The 16,846-nt window shown below is 55.0% G+C and carries 13 protein-coding genes and 1 pseudogene; 7 read left to right on the forward strand and 7 right to left on the reverse strand.

The window, feature by feature from the left end:
• A pseudogene (locus ABH945_RS35950) lies at positions 1 to 998 on the forward strand (transposase); the annotation flags it as partial.
• A 265-nt stretch (positions 999 to 1,263) separates the two neighbouring features.
• On the opposite strand, the gene ABH945_RS35955 reads toward ABH945_RS35950, so the two are convergent.
• Genes ABH945_RS35955 through ABH945_RS35970 form a run of 4 tightly spaced genes read right to left on the reverse strand, consistent with a single transcriptional unit; the run spans position 1,264 to position 4,407 of the window.
• The gene (locus tag ABH945_RS35955; RefSeq protein WP_429253863.1) at positions 1,264 to 1,845 is read right to left on the reverse strand and encodes a TIR domain-containing protein; all 582 of its coding nucleotides are present in this window, start codon (positions 1,843 to 1,845) and stop codon (positions 1,264 to 1,266) included.
• Positions 1,846 to 1,857: 12 nt separating this feature from the next.
• Positions 1,858 to 2,691 carry a hypothetical protein gene (locus tag ABH945_RS35960; RefSeq protein WP_429253864.1) on the reverse strand — a complete coding sequence of 278 codons (834 nt, stop codon included), beginning with the start codon at positions 2,689 to 2,691 and terminating at the stop codon, positions 1,858 to 1,860.
• On the reverse strand, positions 2,688 to 3,881 hold the full coding sequence (locus ABH945_RS35965) for a toll/interleukin-1 receptor domain-containing protein (RefSeq protein ID WP_429253865.1): 1,194 nt from the start codon (positions 3,879 to 3,881) through the stop codon (positions 2,688 to 2,690). Before ABH945_RS35965 ends, ABH945_RS35960 begins: the two co-directional genes overlap by 4 nt.
• Positions 3,874 to 4,407 carry a TIR domain-containing protein gene (locus tag ABH945_RS35970; RefSeq protein WP_429253866.1) on the reverse strand — a complete coding sequence of 178 codons (534 nt, stop codon included), beginning with the start codon at positions 4,405 to 4,407 and terminating at the stop codon, positions 3,874 to 3,876. The genes ABH945_RS35965 and ABH945_RS35970 overlap by 8 nt, the downstream gene beginning before the upstream one ends.
• Before the next feature lie 212 nt (positions 4,408 to 4,619).
• Between ABH945_RS35970 and ABH945_RS35975 the strand changes: the two genes are divergently transcribed.
• Together ABH945_RS35975 and ABH945_RS35980 are read left to right on the forward strand one after the other, a co-directional pair.
• Positions 4,620 to 5,114: a hypothetical protein gene (locus tag ABH945_RS35975; protein ID WP_429253867.1), complete on the forward strand. Its 495-nt coding sequence runs from the start codon at positions 4,620 to 4,622 to the stop codon at positions 5,112 to 5,114.
• Between the two features lie 18 nt (positions 5,115 to 5,132).
• Positions 5,133 to 5,639, forward strand: a complete 507-nt coding sequence (locus tag ABH945_RS35980) for a hypothetical protein (RefSeq protein WP_429253868.1) — start codon at positions 5,133 to 5,135, stop codon at positions 5,637 to 5,639.
• Here the strand turns inward: ABH945_RS35980 and ABH945_RS35985 are convergent.
• Positions 5,591 to 7,129, reverse strand: a complete 1,539-nt coding sequence (locus tag ABH945_RS35985) for an IS3 family transposase (RefSeq protein ID WP_429253869.1) — start codon at positions 7,127 to 7,129, stop codon at positions 5,591 to 5,593. The two genes, ABH945_RS35980 and ABH945_RS35985, sit on opposite strands and share 49 nt — an antisense overlap.
• Between ABH945_RS35985 and ABH945_RS35990 the strand changes: the two genes are divergently transcribed.
• The 4 genes from ABH945_RS35990 to ABH945_RS36005 all read left to right on the forward strand — a co-directional run bounded on the left by ABH945_RS35990 (position 7,128) and on the right by ABH945_RS36005 (position 11,274).
• Entirely contained in the window at positions 7,128 to 7,607 is a 480-nt protein-coding gene (locus ABH945_RS35990; protein ID WP_429253870.1) for a hypothetical protein, read from the forward strand. The genes ABH945_RS35985 and ABH945_RS35990 overlap by 2 nt on opposite strands.
• Positions 7,608 to 8,880: 1,273 nt before the next feature.
• Complete coding sequence (locus tag ABH945_RS35995) at positions 8,881 to 9,249, forward strand: hypothetical protein (RefSeq protein ID WP_429253871.1); 369 nt, start codon at positions 8,881 to 8,883, stop codon at positions 9,247 to 9,249.
• A gap of 78 nt (positions 9,250 to 9,327) precedes the next feature.
• Entirely contained in the window at positions 9,328 to 10,200 is an 873-nt protein-coding gene (locus ABH945_RS36000) for a hypothetical protein (protein ID WP_429253872.1), read from the forward strand.
• Positions 10,201 to 10,305: 105 nt separating this feature from the next.
• Positions 10,306 to 11,274 carry a GIY-YIG nuclease family protein gene (locus tag ABH945_RS36005; protein ID WP_429253873.1) on the forward strand — a complete coding sequence of 323 codons (969 nt, stop codon included), beginning with the start codon at positions 10,306 to 10,308 and terminating at the stop codon, positions 11,272 to 11,274.
• Between the two features lie 474 nt (positions 11,275 to 11,748).
• On the opposite strand, the gene ABH945_RS36010 is transcribed toward ABH945_RS36005, so the two are convergent.
• The gene (locus ABH945_RS36010; RefSeq protein WP_429253874.1) at positions 11,749 to 12,525 is read right to left on the reverse strand and encodes a response regulator; all 777 of its coding nucleotides are present in this window, start codon (positions 12,523 to 12,525) and stop codon (positions 11,749 to 11,751) included.
• Between the two features lie 1,616 nt (positions 12,526 to 14,141).
• Positions 14,142 to 16,846: YadA family autotransporter adhesin (locus ABH945_RS36015; RefSeq protein WP_429253875.1), on the reverse strand; the 2,705-nt coding region annotated here is incomplete at its 5' end.

Here is a 16,846-nt window from a genome sequence, read left to right on the forward strand (position 1 = left end):
TGAACAGCCGTGACAGGAACTATACGGCTGGCAAGATCGACAAGCGTCAGCAGCAGATCGAGGAAAGCGTTCAGCGATATCTCGACATGATTGAAACCGCAGACCGGATCAGCCCGACAGGTTTTGATGTGAAGACCGTTCGCCTGTACGAGAAGATCGCGCTCCTGCGTCAGCGGATGCGTGAGCTCGAGCAGATGAAGGAGCAACTGAAGAAAGAACCGGACAAGCAGTTGTCGCTTACCGAACCGGATTCCCGCTCCATGACCAGCGGTGGCAAGAGAACCGGTACCGTGGGCTACAACGTCCAGACTGCCGTGGATACAAAGCATCATCTGATTGTCGAACACGAAGTGACGAATATCGGAGGCGATCACGGTCAACTCAGCAAAATGGCTTTCCTGGCGAAGAACGCGATGGGCAGGGCGAAGCTGAAAGTGCTGGCTGACCGGGGCTACTTCAGCGGCCCGGATATCCGCGCGTGCGAACTGGGCGGAATCAAAACGTATGTCCCGAAGCCACTGACCTCGGCATCAAGGAAGAAGAGGCTCTTTACCAAGCGCGACTTCATCTACGTTGCAAGGAACGACGAGTATCGGTGCCCCGCTGGCGAGCGCGCCATTCATCGGTTCAAGACCGTTGAGAATGGCATGAATCTGAACGTGTACTGGCCCAGCGCATGCCCGCGTTGTCATCTCAAGGAGTGATGTTCGCCCAGCGACTATCGCCGCATCCGGCGATGGGAGCACGAACATGTACTTGAAGCCATGCAGCGACGACTCGACCGGAAGCCTGACGCGATGACCATTCGACGAAGCACCGTTGAACACGTCTTCGGCACGCTGAAGCATTGGATGGGTGCTACACACTTTCTGACCCGGACGCTCGGACGGGTGAGCACCGAAATGAGCCTTCAGGTGCTGGCGTACAACCTCAAGCGAGTCATGAATATACTTGGGGTTGCCAGGACAATAAAAGCAATCAGGATGGCTGGGAGCTAAGGCCCTGAGGGGCTTCTTGCGCTCGCGATGCTCGAATAGCACAAGTTCGACACATCTAACTTGATTGCCCCGACGATCAACCTCGCCCTCAGCCGCGAAAATTGCGTTTCCACACGGCCTCGGCCACAACCCGCCGGTCGGCGAGCAGGGAGATCTGCCGTTTGAACGGCTGCAGCGGTCCGAAAGCTGCCGGACGAGCTACGCACACAATTCGGCCTAATCTCCCTCTGAACTCAAACCCCCTCCGAATCAAGGCAGCCCTCGGTTAATCATAGCGCCTGATTTGTGTTTTTCCCGTTGCCCAGCGATCAAGACGCGCATACTCATTCGCAGACTTATTTATCCAAAGGCTATCTTTGGTTTCCCCCTTCATCGGAGCAAGGTCGACATAAGGATACAGGTTGAGGTACTCCTCACCTTTGAAGGTGGTTTCCTGCTTTTGCGTTACGGGTAGCACGCCAACCGTTCCTTTCAAACCGTCGAAAAACCCAAGCTCCCACGGCATCCACCTAGATTTCCTTGAGTGGCGACTATAGACATAAAGAAGCGTATTCGACCGCCTCATGCGTCCTCGAAGAACTTCGGCCGTTTCGCGCGTTACGTCTTCAGGAGAGAGTTGAGGATCGGCGTATTTGTCGACATAAACCTTCAATCCGCGATCTTCCAGAAGTCCCTTAACGCCCAGCAGTATTTCCTCAGGCTCATTGGATGAATGGCTCAGAAACACGTCAAACGTTTCATCTACAGACGCGGCTGCCTCAAGAGCGACCTCGTCCAAACTCTTTCGGAATGAGCGGGTAACTCGCGCCGCACGTTGCCGCACTTCGTCTTCGGTGATATACGCCATACGGTAGTTATGTTATGAATTAGTTTGCACAGTCTTTCGACTTAAACGGAGCAACCCGCGGAGAATCATCGTGACGGCTTGGTCGACATGGGGCGTTTGCGCAAGGATCATATTTTCCTGTTCAGACAGACCGTTATTCATATCGCTACAAGAAAACACATCAAATGCGTCCCGCCCCTGCCAGTTGCGGGGTTGACTTCCCGACTGCGGCACAATTCCCAGAGTTTCCGCGACATCGCGCGTGCAGCCACCGAACCCGCCCAACAAGAAAAGCGGCTGCTTTGCTCGGAGAGACAAAAGCGCCTCCTCCGCGATCCCCGGCATTGAACCTTTGTAGTGATCGACACGCCCTCCAAGGACGATGCGCGCGTGCGTACCACGAAGCATAGCTTCCCGCATTACCGTCAGTCCATCGCTCCACTCGTTGTCGTCAGGTTGGTGCTGTGGCAACATCCTGCGTTTCGCTATAGGTAGCCGCTGACCTCGATGGTCCAATAAAATCAGAGCCGCCGCGCCCATTAGGTCATTACTCATCTCCTCCAACTCGGCCACTGTCTTTTGGATGTGCACCGGCCAAGCCAGATAATTAAGTGCGCTGGCGCGCTCGTCCCCCTCGTCCGCATCGCGCCGATGTCGCGCTACCAATTCGAATAGCAGTTCCGTAAAGCCATTGGCGCGTAGATCTCCGCCATACGCCACACGTGAGCCGAGTGCGAGCAGATGGCGAGCGATTTCGGTCATGGCGTCTCGTAGGTGCTGATCGCTCAAGCCAAGAGCCGGCATGTCTGGACTTTCCGACACCGATATCGCAACAACATGCTGACTCAATGCCTCGCGATAACTCATATCGTCTCCTCAGCGAGCCACTCCGTGACGCTATGCAAGCGCACATGCGGGGCAACCGCTTCGAACAGTCGTTCTTCTTCTGCGCTCAACGGCGGATCGGGATAAACAATTGTTGGATGCGGCACTTCATCTACGGACGGCAGGCCGGCGAGCGAAATGAGCTCGGGGACTCGTGGTACAAAGAACACAGTTTGCTCGACGCCCCCAGCGAGTTGAATCCGGCACCGCCAGAGGAAATCCTTCAGCACCTCATCGAGCAAGCGTCCAATAATGACGTGGATACGGGTGGCCTGCTGTGGGTCCATACGGACGATTGGTACGTTGCCCATATATGGAAAACCGCGCTCGTCAAGGTTTTCGATGCAATTTGCAACGACCAAGGGAACGTTGCGTCGCTTTGCTTCGATGATTTCGCGACGACACCACTCACGAGATGAATACGAGTCGGTATGAATCGCTACTACCGCGCTTTGAGCGACCTGTTTTAGCAGAACCTCGTGGAATCGCAGGCCAGCTGGAATGTCATGAACGTCAAAAAAGCTGCCCAAGCCATGACCAACATACAACTGCTCACGAATAAGGCGGGCAATGCGCTCTCCGTCATCGTCATGCTTGGAATGACTCAGAAAAATCTGTACTTTTTGCAAATACTTCACAAGGGCATCGTCATCCTCAGTCGGCCTGCGAAGATGCTCGAGATAGTGCCGAAGCATACGGCAGAACTCGTAGGTAAGCTCGTTGATCAGCCGCAGATGCAGATCTTCCCCCGTTAGCGTCTGCGCCCACTGGTCCCAGCGCAACGCCTGCTCGTCCACGAGAAGCCCAGCGTGCTCGATCGATACCGGGAACAATCGGGCGTTGAGTCCCGCTTCAGCGGTCTGACTAGCCAACTCGCGCAAATAAGAAACCCAACCCGCATCATTTGCGAGTGACGAATCAGCAAGGGCCACGATCGCCGTCGTTTCTGCGTCATCGAGGTCGATCGGCAACGGCCTTGATGACCCGGGTGCCGGCTCAGAACGAAAAATAACGCTCAACCCGGTACCCCCGGCGACGTTCTCGTAAAGCTCCCGACGAAAATGCTTTCGTAGTGTCTCAGCGATCGCAGCACCTTCCTTGAAGGCAGGGTGCCATGCGACATAAACAACAAGAAGTGGGCGAGCAGTCGCCGAAAACAGAGCATTAGGCATTTCTCAATCGCCTATCACGGTCGTTCACGATAAGCTTTTTATCGCGCGAGTTCGCCTGCTCGATATAACTGGTGCAAGCTTGAGCGCTTGCTGTGAACGCTGCCCACGTTAGCCATAGAGCGTAACCCGACTGAATGTTGTCGTGTAACCGGTCAGGTACCGTGACGTTTCCATTCGGACCCTGCTGCAACGTTGGTAGTTGGATCCCAATCAATGCGTGTTGCTTATCTAGGGTCGCCTTGATCTCCCAGTCTGCGTATTTTCGTCCCCACGTTTTTTTGCCCACAAGCAGAATAGTGCACGAGGTGCCCGTTATATAGTCTTCCCGTATGCGTCGCATGACGTAGTTGACATCATCGCTGTCGATCGCTCGCTCCAGCGAATTATCGGTGATCACATCATAGTCATCGTGGAATTTTTTCGAAAACGCATCGTAGTACGCTTGATCGCCCCCGTGGTGGTAGCTAACGAAGACTTTTCTCTTAACTCTCACTTTGAGAAGCTCATTTAGCAAACTTCCGGCCATAATTACCCCGTGGTGTTTTCGGCCCCGTCAATTTAACCGAATCCAACGGGATAAGGTAGCGCCTCATGTGTCCGTCCTCCGTATCGCGCCGGTCGGCGATGAACGTGACGGAGAAGGCGTCTCGGTCCATTTTTGAAGAAATCACCGGATCGTTGTGGATACGCAACCGTACAATTCACATTTCTCCGATAATCAGTTAAGGAGGGGTCAAGATGGGCGTTTTTGATGAACTGCTTCAGACGGAAGTGCCACCACTGGCGATCAAGTTTTTTCAAGTGTTCTCCCGCTTCGAGTGCGCGTTGAAACGATCGGGTAGATACGCTAAAGGCGACGGTCAGTGGGTTACGCCTCGATGGGGGTTGTTTGCCAACGATCTTGGCGCCGACTTTTTCAGCGAAGTCGAGAAAAGCGGTATGGCAAAGACTCTCATTGAGCGCCCGCCTGCTACGCAGGCCATTCTCGAAAGCGGTGAACTCGGATGGAAGAGCAATCCGCCGGTGGAGACGACGAATGACCTGATCGACGCCGTTCGAAAGGTTCGGGACAACCTGCTGCACGGTGGCAAGTATCGCGACAACGGCTATGGCCGACCTGCAATGGTAGAAGGCTCCGAGCGCGACGAGGTGCTTCTGACGGAATCCTTGAATGTATTGGCGATAGCACTCGAAAAGAATCCCCAAATCCGCGAGCACTTCGCTCGCGTCTGATCAACTTCTGGTGCGAGCATGAGTGCCTCAAAGAAAGAAGACCGGAAGATGACCGAGTTGCGAGAGTTACTGTGCAGAATGGGTGATAGTGTGAATGCGGCTCGCGCCCATTATCAAATCTGGTTCACTCTTCGAGGTGAAGGTAAAGCTCTTCATGAATATTATCCAGATATGGGCGATTACCGCTACGTTGATTTTTTTCATGCAAGCAATGCAGGTCACTATAAATTGATGTTTATCGAATTAGGCTGTCTATTTGACGCCGATTCGAGAGCGTCAAGTATGCGGAATTTAAAACGTGTATTGGTTGCCGCTGGGCATCAGGACATAGCGGATAAGATTGATTATGCATTAAGTGGGTACAGCGAGCTTGTATCAGGGGTTTTAACAATCCGTTCAAAGTTGATAGCACACAAAGATGTCGATGCAAGATCGGAAGAGGTTCACGGGGGGATGCGGACATTTTCCTGGACAGATTACGTCGTTAGCCCGAGGCTTTCACGGTATTCGATGGGACTGAGATAGCCAAGCGAGCCCTTGATCCGTTTCTCGTTGTACCAGAGAACGTAGGCGTTCAGTATCTCAACAAACTCCGCGATGGTCGTCGAACGCCAGTCTCCTGGATAGAACATCTCAGTCTTCAGCCGGCCGAAAAATCCCTCACAGGCCGCGTTGTCCGGTGAACAGGCTTTACGTGACATGGATCGGACCAGATTAGCTTTTGCAACCCGCGATAGCCAGCCCGGCCAACGGTAGTGGCCACCTCGATCGGAATGCACGTTTGGCGTCTCATCGTCCTCGGTCACGGTCTCGATAGCCGCATCTAACATGATATTCACGAGCTCTGCGTCGGGGCTTGTGCCAATCGTCCAGCTGACGACCATGCCATCGAAGCAGTCGATCATGGGCGATAGATATACCTTTCCCGCGGGAATCTGGAATTCGGAGATATCCGTGACCCACTTTTCGTTCGGGGCGTCAGCGTGGAAATCGCGATTGATGATGTTATCTGGGGCAGGGCTGATTTCTCCGATATAAGAACGGTATCGGCGACGCCTGGGCCTAGCCGCGTGGAGGCCGCCCTGTTTCATGAGGCGACGCGCGACTTTCTCCGTTAGAAACACCCGTTGTCGGCTGAGCGGTGCCTGCACTCGACGATAGCCGTAGGATCGGTGATTGTCCTCGAATATCTCAGCAACGGTACAACGGACCTCTGCATATTTGTCGGCAACCCTTATGGACGACCGATGGTAGAAATAGGAGCTGCGCGCCAGGTCCAATCGCGCAAGCAGTTCGGCCAAACCGTATTCTTCTCTCAAGGCGTCAACCAGCGTCGTCTTATCCCGGTTGCTCAGGAGTCGCAGGTCGACGTCCAGATCTTTTTTAAGGATTTCATTCACCTTCTTCAACAGGTCGTGTTCAAGCTGCAGATTGCGGATGTCGCGCCGGAGCTCTTCGACCTGCCGCTCCAGTTCGTCCCGATCCGTCTCTGCGGGTGATCTCTTGTCGCGCTTCATGAATGCAGGGGCCTCTCGCCCGAGTAACTGGTTCTTCCAGTTGTACAGCGTCACCCTGTCGACGTCCAGCTTTCGCGCCACCGCCTCCGCACTTCCTTGCCGTGTGCACAGTTCGTACACTGCGGCTTGCCTGGACGGCAATGACGCGGCCGGTCGACCTCGCTTGCCAACCACGTATGTGCTGGCTTCAGGATAGCGCTCGCGAACCCACGCCGTCAGTATCTGGCGACAGGGATAGCCTAATGCCCGGAGGGTAAAGCTGACGCACCGCCCGTGATTGACGTAATGCTCAAGTGCAAGGTTCTTCTGTTCCTCTGAGTACTTCGGCTTGGCACGAACATATTCTTTCTGCAGATCGCCACTCTTCTCGAATTCCTCACACCACGACTTGAGAGAATTCTTCGTCGGGTAACCCAACTGGCGGATTGTCGCCTTGAGGCGCTTACCGAGCTTCAGGTACAGCTCGACCGCCCGAACGCGGTCTTCGTATGAATACATGGACTACCTCCAAAGTAGTCCAAGATTTTGTCCGCATCCCCAGCTGGATATAGCCCCCTTTGTATTGCACTATGGCGCGGCGAAGTCGTGGAAGATTTGTGACTGGGCCGGTCCTACGTATTTCAGACCATCCGGGTCGTCACCGATCCATTTGAGTGCCGATGGCATGTTGTTGTACGTTGATTCAGAGGTTCTTACCTCGGACAAAGGCTACGAGTGGACGACCGTGAAAGAGATCCACCTATCGGTCGACCAGTGTTTCGCTTCGAACGGGTTAACCATTTTTACGTCGACGAGCTACAACAGTGGGATTCTCGTGAGCCAGGATGGCGGCGTATTCAAGGAACTATCCCTCGAAGACGGTCGCTGGCTGCGTATGGCTGGTAATGATGATGGCATGTTAGCCGTGTTCAGCGCCAATAATCACGAGGAAACCGAGTTGCGTGTGGGCCGGTATATCTATCAGGAAACACTCTGATCTGATGTAGCGCCGATGAGGAGACGCCGGGGTGAGTTGTATCCATCCCGGCATCCGCGCGTTTGTAAGGTGTGTTTAATCGCCAACCAGTCGGCTATGCCACTATAACTTCAATGCTTGTGCGCGCGATGGTCAACAGGTGGTCCCATCCGCTTGAAACGGAGAAAGCAACTAGCTGGCGAAATAGTCGACATGGGTCGATGGTTTGTAACAGACATGCGTTCGGCTCCATCGCCACTGGTACGCCCTCGGCTGTGGTGTGGTCGAGCAGCGCCCGAACGTCGATCCGCGCAACGATCGTCCCGTCTCCTTCGGCGCAACAAACCCAGGCTCGCGCCTTCGACATCGACGAATCCCGCGGTTGCCAAAAAATTTCGGTGTGGGCAACAAGTCATTGTTCGAGGCGTGCAATGTCTTCGTTTAGAAGGCGAAGTTTCGCTAGTTCGTGGACGGTCATGTCGGCGAGAGACCGCAGAGTCGGAGAAGGATATTGTGATGGGGACATCGGGGTCGGTCTTCGAGTTGACATTAAATCGCACTGTGCACACGTGGCCGGACATTGCTTGTCCAGTTGCACGATTACGATGTGTCATCTCACGGGATCCCCCCGGTAGATTTGATATCAGGAGTTTGTCGCCATGCCGTACAACAATTCCGCACTCGAAACGCTAGCCGCATTCGCGATCGCCGTGGCAGCGGGCGTCGTCTCAACTATCGCCCTCGGAAAATACATCGAAAAGGTACGTCGGGACGCGATCAAATCAGTTATGCGGTCGGCCTAAATCTAAATCACGGTGCTCAGCGCCCGGACGTGGCGCTGCAGTGACCCGCGGCAGCCGGCCGCTGACTCTCCAGTTTGCGTTCTCGGCGTCCTTGAACGCTTTGCCAGCGGAAACCTTGGCGATTTTTTTGGTTGGCGTGATACCGTGCGTTGGCTGCGATTTTCCTGCCACTGCAGTTCGGCACACGGAATGGTTAGCGATTTCTGGGGCGGCAGTCAAAAGTCGAATCGTAATGGGATACGGAAGTTAGCAAACAAGCTGGCGTACAAAAGCGATCTTTGCTTGAACCGCTGAAAACCCTCGACCATGTTCGATCATCGAGCGGCCCATCAGTTGGGTAATGCTTAAGCACGGTTCAATTCACTCCTTGCGTAAGTGTGATGGACGGCTACTCTCCATAACAGTGAAACGTCATTCACTTGTCAACAAATGGCAGCGCCATCCGCTGACATATGCGAAGCAAATCTGAAATCAATCGAATGGAGACGGTCGTGCCCGACACGCATGAAATCCAGCATTTGGATGGAACCACTACGGTAATTGAAGTCGACGACGACCGTAACTTCTATGTCTACACAACAGACTCCTCAACCGGCGATAGGATTGCTAGCGGTCCGTCTGCCGAGTTGGGTTCGAATTACACTCTGGATGAAGTAATGACGAGTTATCAGCGAGATGACGACCCCGTTGGCGGTGCCGATTCCGGTAACGCCGAACCTCAAGACGCCGACACGGATGGGAACAATCCCCCCGAAACGGAGCCCAGTGATACGGGAGCGGGTGTTTCCGAACCCGGAGTTGCCGCGCCTGATGGCCTTGAGTCTGAAGGTGATGAACCTGGCGGCGCGGGCGGCGGATAAATTTCGTTACTGAGCCTATTCTGGCTTTATATCGAACTGCCATCTAAGCTCAATCGAACAAACATTCTGGAGACACCCGTGTCTTCGCGAGCGCAAATCGGTGAAAGTCGCATCGGATGCATACTTCAAGCGATGGGCGTTAAAACCGCCGCTTCCGCTCCTGGGGACGGTGTGGTCGGCGCGAAGTGCGATAGGGTTGGGGATGTTGAAAAAGGGAAGATAGACCGCCGTGGCGACGTTATTAAATACGTATATGAGAAGGAGGCCAACTTCGCCGTCTATAGAACGGACGCGGGACCACAGATGCATCTGTCGGAAAACGACAGCGAAAGGGCAAAACAAAACAAAGCGGTTGTTTCAGTCGATCAGCACAGAGTCGAAATTGCAACTCTCCTCCGTCAATGGCGCGGCTATGGGGTGGGGAATGCCGAAGCACGAGTTGCTGGGGCGTTAGTCGCTGCACTTCGGGACGACGTCAAGGGAGCGCTGGCGACGCTCGACGACGTAAAGCGTCAAGTTGTCGCGGAGCGGCAGTTGCGGGGGCGCACCTGGTCTCTAGGGTTTTCTTTTGTCATCGCCGCTTTTATCGTCATCATTCTGCTATCGGTTGTGTGGCATTTAGGCAATGCGGAACTCCGACCATGGTGCCGCGTGGCGACCGCGGGGACACTCGGCGCTCTGTTCTCGAGCACGATTGCGCTACGCGAGAAGAAGTCACCAGCGAACTTAAATAGACTCGAAAATTTTGTAGACGGCGCCTCCCGCATTTTCGTCGGCGCAACCGGAGCGGCTGTACTCTTTCTATCTTTTAAGTCTGGACTAGTTTCTGATATTAAAATCGGCGGGCTGACGTTAAATGGGTCTATGAGTGACGACAACGTAATGGTTATTGGCTTTCTCGCTGGATTTCTCGAGCGCCTCGTGCCAGATTTTTTGGGCAGGAAAAGTTGACCGTCCCTTCGAGATACCCGGCACAGTAAATCCGCTTCGCACTCGGCCGCTACCCGCTGCCTGGTTATACTTTCGGACAAAAGAACTGACCACCCCGGGGGCGACGTGGAAGGCTACGTATATGTGATGTCCAACAAGGCCATGCCCGGGTTGGTAAAGGTCGGTTACACCACCAATACACCGGCGGAGCGTGCCGCCCAACTCAACGGCACACATTCCCCCCATCCAGTCGAGGTCGAATCCTGCATCCAAGTCTCTGACCCTCGTGCGATCGAACGAGCGGCCCATCAGCATTTGCGCGCACACCACGAAGGGAAGGAATGGTTCCGCTGCTCACTCGAGGTCGCAATCGCGGCGGTCAAGCGATCCGCTGGCGAGGTCGCGAAGAACGAGTTCTCGCGCGCCGATGAGGAAAAACGTCAAGCGGCGGCTAGGGCTGAGATTGGCGCCATGGCGCAAGCGCAACGCAGAATGCAAGCTGAGGAGGATCGCAAGACCGCGTTGCGCCGGGAAGTTGATGCCAAGTTCGAACCCCGTCTCGCAGTTGGCATTGGTCCGTCATTTATGAAAGTGTGGGGCTGGTGCTGCCTCGCGTCATTCGTCGGCCTTGGCTTCCTGAACAGCGCCACGTTCGGCGGGGTGCTTTTCGGTGGGGGACTGCTGGGGGCAATGCTGGCGTTTGTCGTAAAAGGCCTCCTTGGCGACCGGGCGGCAAAAACCCCAGAGTACCGTGCCGCTGCGGCTGAGCGGCAGCAAGCGCTTGACGCGATCGACCGATCAGGTCCACCCCCTGTGGCACAGGCGACGACGAAACCGGCGAGCCAGGGACCGGTGCCGTCGATGGCCGCGAGCCCACCGACGCGAAAGCCGACGGTCCAAACGACGCCATCTTGGGTCACGGCAGCCGCGGCCCCAAAGGCATCGACCTCATCTCGGAGCGAGGCACCGGCTCAGATTCCGATCACCAGTGGTTACCCCGTCGTCCTACCGGCTATGCCCATCGCGCTCGACAAGTCGCCTGAGATACGCGCACGTGAACGTGCAGCGCGGCAGGCCCAGGATTCATCGGCATAACTGTCGGGCCCTCGAAGGTTGCCGCGGCACGGCGACTTGCCCCTATCGACTTTTCGGCGTATCAAAATGAAAACCACTGTTATTCAAGATTTAATTTAACTCTCTTTCTTGTGTGCGCGGCGACAAAGAAAAGTCGCTAGTCGAACGCGTTCAATTTTTTGCAAGAGAGGCGGAGCGTCGTGAGTTTAAGCGTCTACATGTCAATGCGACAGCAATAGGTTGTTATCAGATCTCTCCGCCGGAATAAATCGGGAGTTTGGACCTCAAATACGACAAAGATTGGTTGTCTTAATGCGACATTAATTGATGAACTCCACAGAGGAATTCTGGATTGAAGCAGTAAAATATTTTTTGAGTCCAACTAATGTTTTTATTCGTTACGATTTCTCGGGAGACTGATAGGTTGCCACTCCGAGGTTTAAATTAAATAATAGTTCGATGGCATGTGTGCATAACAGCGCAATTGCGAAGATATTAATGATCGGTCTCCAGGTCTGGCCGGGTTGTCGGCATAGCCATACCGCTTTCGAACGCAAATTTGAATAAATCTGCGTCTCGTTCTACACCCAGCTTACGCATCGCAGTTCTTTTCTGTGCGCTAACTGTCTGTTTCGTCCGATTCAGCTGGGCGGCTATTTCGCTTACCGTGACACCAGATAGATAAAGACGCACGACTTCCGCTTCTCGTATTGAGAGGTGGGGTATGCGTGTGCTGAGCACCTGCGCTGGGCCACCAGACCCGGTTGGCTCTTCCAGAGTAGGTGAGTAGTAAGTTGCACCCGCATGGACAGCGTGAATAGCGGTAATCAGATGGCCAATATCCTTTGATTTGTTCAGTACTGAATGGATGCCGATTTTCCTCATCTCAATAGCAATCGCGAAATTGTCGATCGTGGTGAACACGACAATTTTCACGTCAGGATAACGGCGCCTCAAAAATGACAGCATGGCCATACCATCGCTGTATTCTCCGCCCGGCATCGCAAAATCCGTGATGAGAACGTCGCACGATACCCTGGATAATAAGTCGACTATTTCCGTCGAATTAAACGCCGTCCCTAATACTTTAAGAGTGTGGATTTTCGAAAGCTCGTGTTGGATGCCATGGATTATTACCGGGTGGTCATCTGCAAGTATCAGGTTAATCTTCATCGCGCTCTCGATCGTCATGAAAAGATTGGGACAGTAGTAATGTAGCGGCAATAAACTGGCATGAATTTCGTACTGGGCAGCTTTGGAGCGAGATGTCATCTGATTTGTCAGAAATGCTAGGCAAAACTTCTCTGAAGTACGCTGATGCTCGCTCTCTGATTCGGGGGGCGGGGCGCCCATGTTCAGGAGTTTGTTTAGCTCGCAATGGGCGGCACGATTATTCTTTCGGACCGTATTTCCCAATTTAAAGTGGAAACTTTCGGTCGTTACACTGCCGTTTTGATCGCATGCAGAATCGTGAAATGAATTCCATCCGGCGCACAGTGGATAGACTCGAACGCGAATGGTTACTCTGGAAAACTTGAATGATTGCTGGGTGGCCGGATTTTGGCGGTGCCTCTCCGGGCCCGGCGCACAGGTTCGGCTTCGAGCGTATTCGCCACTCAATGCGTCAGCAATGGCAACTTGCGAGGTCCAGCGCCGCAGTCAAATAAAGCGAAGCCGTGCGGCACGGAGTAGCGTCGGGTCGAGCGCCCAAACTACGCGGCGGTTGATCTTTCGATTTTGCAGCGGATACCGCGCAGATCTTGTGCGCTAAGGAAAGCGACTCATGACTGGCGGTGCGATACAACACCTCAACGCTCGTATGCTACATCAGCGTGCCGCCATTTGGCACGCGTCGCTAGATCACGTAGCTAATGTCCAGATTGATGCGAAATACGCGCCTCACGCCCCTCCCTGAAAACGTCCTTTTTGATTTGCTCAACGATTTCCCGTCGTCTTCTTGGAGAGGCGAGAAGCAGGAGGTTCATTGTCGTGATGAACTCGCGTTCCTCACTCTTGCAAAGTTCGACGAACGCGAGGAGTGCCCGAGCCGTTGCGGATTGTTGGTTATTCGACATTCTCCATCTCCCTTGACTTGCAAATTACATTTCAAAAAAATTGGCAATGGAAAAATAAATTTCCGAAATCAATGATTACAGATCAGCAATTGTCTTCTAGAAATGCAGAATTTAAATTTCGCGCTTTAACCTATTTTGTAAATTATTTGGAAGAAAAATTATTATGTTGAGCTAGTTTTTGCATGATGAGGCTTTGTACGAAGCAGCCACGTAGCGAAAAATTCAAGATGTGTTTGCTGGCGGGCTAATGCATTGAATTGGATGGGACTCTGCGAGCACACGGCGCGCTGCCAACACAGGCTTGCCAGTATCAGCGTGTTTCGAAACATACGAATTCGCATCATTTTTTGTCAAAAGTCCCTTCGGACCTGGAGAAGACTGCATTTAGATTCGGGAAGCATTTCTCCCCAACTTAAGTTGGGGGGCGAGATTGGCAGGTGCTTGAGTATCGGGTTGAAAAACACTGAGCGACAATTCGCCGACTTGCACCTGGCCCGGATAAAGGCCTCGATGAAAATAACAGAACTGATTCGTCTGGCGCCGCTCCATGAAATTACCCTTCTGAAAATTCGAATCCGATTCTATCGCTTGTGGGCATTCTTCATTCTGCATCTTAACTAAATTGTTACTTTTCTAAAGATTAATTAAAATGCGACTTGTTGCAAATCGATTTTCTTATTTATAAGACCGGTCTGAGTGCGCCGGCCTTTTTTAGACGCATGTGAGTTCCCATGCCGCGGAAGAGAAAACCAGAAGATAGGGGAAATGTGCGGGCATGCGAGGACGGGGCGTGAACCCCGCCGCCTACTACTCTTACCACTGATACGAAGCACCCACTCCGACAGCCGTGCCGTCGCTGGACATGCCGACACCCGCTTTCATTTTGATGTTTTGCGTGATGCGAGCCGTCCCGCCCATGGCAATAGCCTGGTAGCCCTTATAGGTCGAAGCCGCAACCCCGAATGACAGCCTCCTGCCCAGGTCGACTTCGGGAATCATCGTCAACGCCGTAGCGGCCGCAATACCCGAGTAGGCGTTCTTCGCCACATCGTTGATCTCACTCTGTACCTGGGTGACCCGCTGGTCCGTGTAGTCCTTCGCAGTCGTGTTGGGCGGCAGATTTCCCACCGCAGCAGAAATCTGGCTGTTCAACTGACCGACGTTGACCGCATCAGTGTCGGCCGTTCCGGCCGCGACGTTAGTCATCTGACGCTCGGAACCTGATGCGCCAACCGATACCGTGTCGGCACGATCAGCCACCGAACCTTGGCCCAGCGCAACCGAGTTGGACGCAATTGCCTGCGCGCCCCGGCCGAACGCAGCCGAGCCGGATGACGCTGCGGCGCCGGTTCCCATGGCGACCGCGTTGTCGGCCGCGCTGGAGTTCGACCCAACGGCAGTTCCGTTGTTGCCCACGGTCGTCGGACCGTAATCCGAGGAAGTGGTGACATCGCCCGCGCCGGATATTGCAGCGTTGGTCACTGCGCCGGTTGCCGAAGAAGTGCCGGTGACATTCACTTCGGCACTGCTTCCCGAACCACTGTTCGGCTCGACTTTCGTTACCCGCATGTCGAGGTTGGTCACCTGGTTTTGCAACGCATACAACTGGCTGCCGTTCACGGCGTCCGCGCTCGATGCGGACAATGCTCCATCGGCCACACCCGTCACTACGCGGTTGCCCGCCATGCCTGCCATGTTCACCAGCTTGCCTCCCGTGCTCGCGGCGACGGTGATGATACCCGTCGAATCCTGCTGGACCAGACCGATCGTCCCGTTGTTGATCTGGCTCTGCATGCTCGAGATATCAGCCGTATTTCGCGCGATATTCGTGGTGTTCGCCATGACACGGCCGTCGAGGTTTGCGACTGCATCGCCCACGTTGTGAACGGTCGCGCCGCCCACGCTATAGCTCGGTTCGCTGATCGTGCCGTCGGCGTTGACAGTCGCGCCGCCACCGAGACCTGCCGCTGCGCTGGAGGCCGTTGCGTAGAGCTGGCCGCCGTTGACAGCGTCCACGCTCGCCGGGTTGATTGCACCCGCAGCCACGCCTGTTACGGTGCGGTTGCCTGCCGTGCCGGCCATGTTTACCGACGTGCCGTCCGTGTCCTTACCCATCGTGATCACCCGAGTGGAGGGGTCCTGCTGCACCAGACCGGCCGTCCCGTTCGCAATCTGGTCACCAAGGTCTGCCACCCGGCCGTCCAGTTTCGTCACGTTCTGGTTCGTCGTGTTCAGTTGCGAACCATTCACCGCATCGGTACTCGTCGGCGACAGGTCACCAGCGGTCACATTCGTGATCTTCGTACCGTTGGGTCCGCCCATGGTGAGTACGCCCTTCGACGCATCGTCGTACGTCACCACACTTGCCACCTGGCCGTTACTGCCGATCAAACCCGCGTCCTTCAGCTGCGATACGTTCACCGCGTCCGTGTCGTCAACGCCTGCTGCCACGTTTTTCAGCGTCACGGGGGCTGCTGCGTTGGGTCCGCCGAGCGTCATGCTAGTGTGCTCGGCGTTGTCGTACTGAACCGAATTGTCGAAACCATTCGACAGCGAACTGATGCTCGTCGACAAGCTACCCATCGTAGCGTTGGTCGTGTTCAGACTGTTTGACAGCGAACCGACTTCCGTTGACAGCGAGCTCAGACCCGCCGAGGTCGAGGTCGACAGCGAAGCTACGTTGCTGTTGGCCGTGCTCAGACCCGTGGACAGCGAACCCACTCCTGTGGACAGCGAACTCAGGCCCGTTGAGGTTGAGGTCGACAGCGACGCCACATTGCTGTTGGTCGTGCTCAGACCTGTGGACAGTGAACCCACTCCCGTGGACAACGAACTCAGGCCTGTTGCGGTTGAGGTCGACAGCGAAGCCACATTGCTGCTGGCCGTGCTCAGACCCGTCGAGAGGGAGCTGACTCCCGCTACCCGTGAAGCCGCCTCCGACTGCAACTGGCTCACGTTCACCGCATCGGTCGCGGCCGAACCCGCCGCCACGTTCGTCACGCGGCGTTCCTTGCCCGACGAACCCACCGACACTTCACCATTGGCCGCCGACGCAGTACCCGAAAGCGCCGTCGAACCCGGGTTGTAACCCGCTGCTGCCAGGGTGGCTGTCGTCGTCGAACCAGCGCCCAGCGCGACCGAGTTCGCCGCGCTTGCAGTCGCACCTGTGCCAAGCGCGATTGCACCCAATGCGCCCGTCGAAGCGGAGTTACCGAACGCGATCTGGCCATTTGCGCCGTTGATGTTCGCCGTCGACGCGTTCCGGCCAATGGCAGCACTGTCACCACCGCCCGCGAATGCGCTTTCGCCCAACGCGAGGTTGCCAGCATAGGTCGCCGTTGCATTCTTGCCGATGGCAACGCTCGTCACCCCCCAGTTGTTTACTGCAGACGCGCCCGCGCCGATCGCGATCGCCTGGCCCTGCGCCTTTGCGTCGTCGGTGCCATCGTTCAGACCACCTGCCTGGAAGTAACGTGTTCCAGCATTATCCAGCGACTGCAGCTGGCTCACGTTCACCG

Origin of the sequence: Paraburkholderia sp. GAS333 (assembly GCF_050435665.1) — a bacterium.
Taxonomy (GTDB): domain Bacteria; phylum Pseudomonadota; class Gammaproteobacteria; order Burkholderiales; family Burkholderiaceae; genus Paraburkholderia; species Paraburkholderia fungorum_A.

Coding starts and splice junctions, on each gene's coding strand:
- ABH945_RS35955 (WP_429253863.1), bottom strand. CDS start 1,845: ATGGCGTATATCACCGAAGACGAAGTGCGGCAACGTGCGGCGCGAGTT.
- ABH945_RS35960 (WP_429253864.1), bottom strand. CDS start 2,691: ATGAGTTATCGCGAGGCATTGAGTCAGCATGTTGTTGCGATATCGGTG.
- ABH945_RS35965 (WP_429253865.1), bottom strand. CDS start 3,881: ATGCCTAATGCTCTGTTTTCGGCGACTGCTCGCCCACTTCTTGTTGTT.
- ABH945_RS35970 (WP_429253866.1), bottom strand. CDS start 4,407: ATGGCCGGAAGTTTGCTAAATGAGCTTCTCAAAGTGAGAGTTAAGAGA.
- ABH945_RS35975 (WP_429253867.1), top strand. CDS start 4,620: ATGGGCGTTTTTGATGAACTGCTTCAGACGGAAGTGCCACCACTGGCG.
- ABH945_RS35980 (WP_429253868.1), top strand. CDS start 5,133: ATGAGTGCCTCAAAGAAAGAAGACCGGAAGATGACCGAGTTGCGAGAG.
- ABH945_RS35990 (WP_429253870.1), top strand. CDS start 7,128: ATGGACTACCTCCAAAGTAGTCCAAGATTTTGTCCGCATCCCCAGCTG.
- ABH945_RS35985 (WP_429253869.1), bottom strand. CDS start 7,129: ATGTATTCATACGAAGACCGCGTTCGGGCGGTCGAGCTGTACCTGAAG.
- ABH945_RS36010 (WP_429253874.1), bottom strand. CDS start 12,525: ATGACATCTCGCTCCAAAGCTGCCCAGTACGAAATTCATGCCAGTTTA.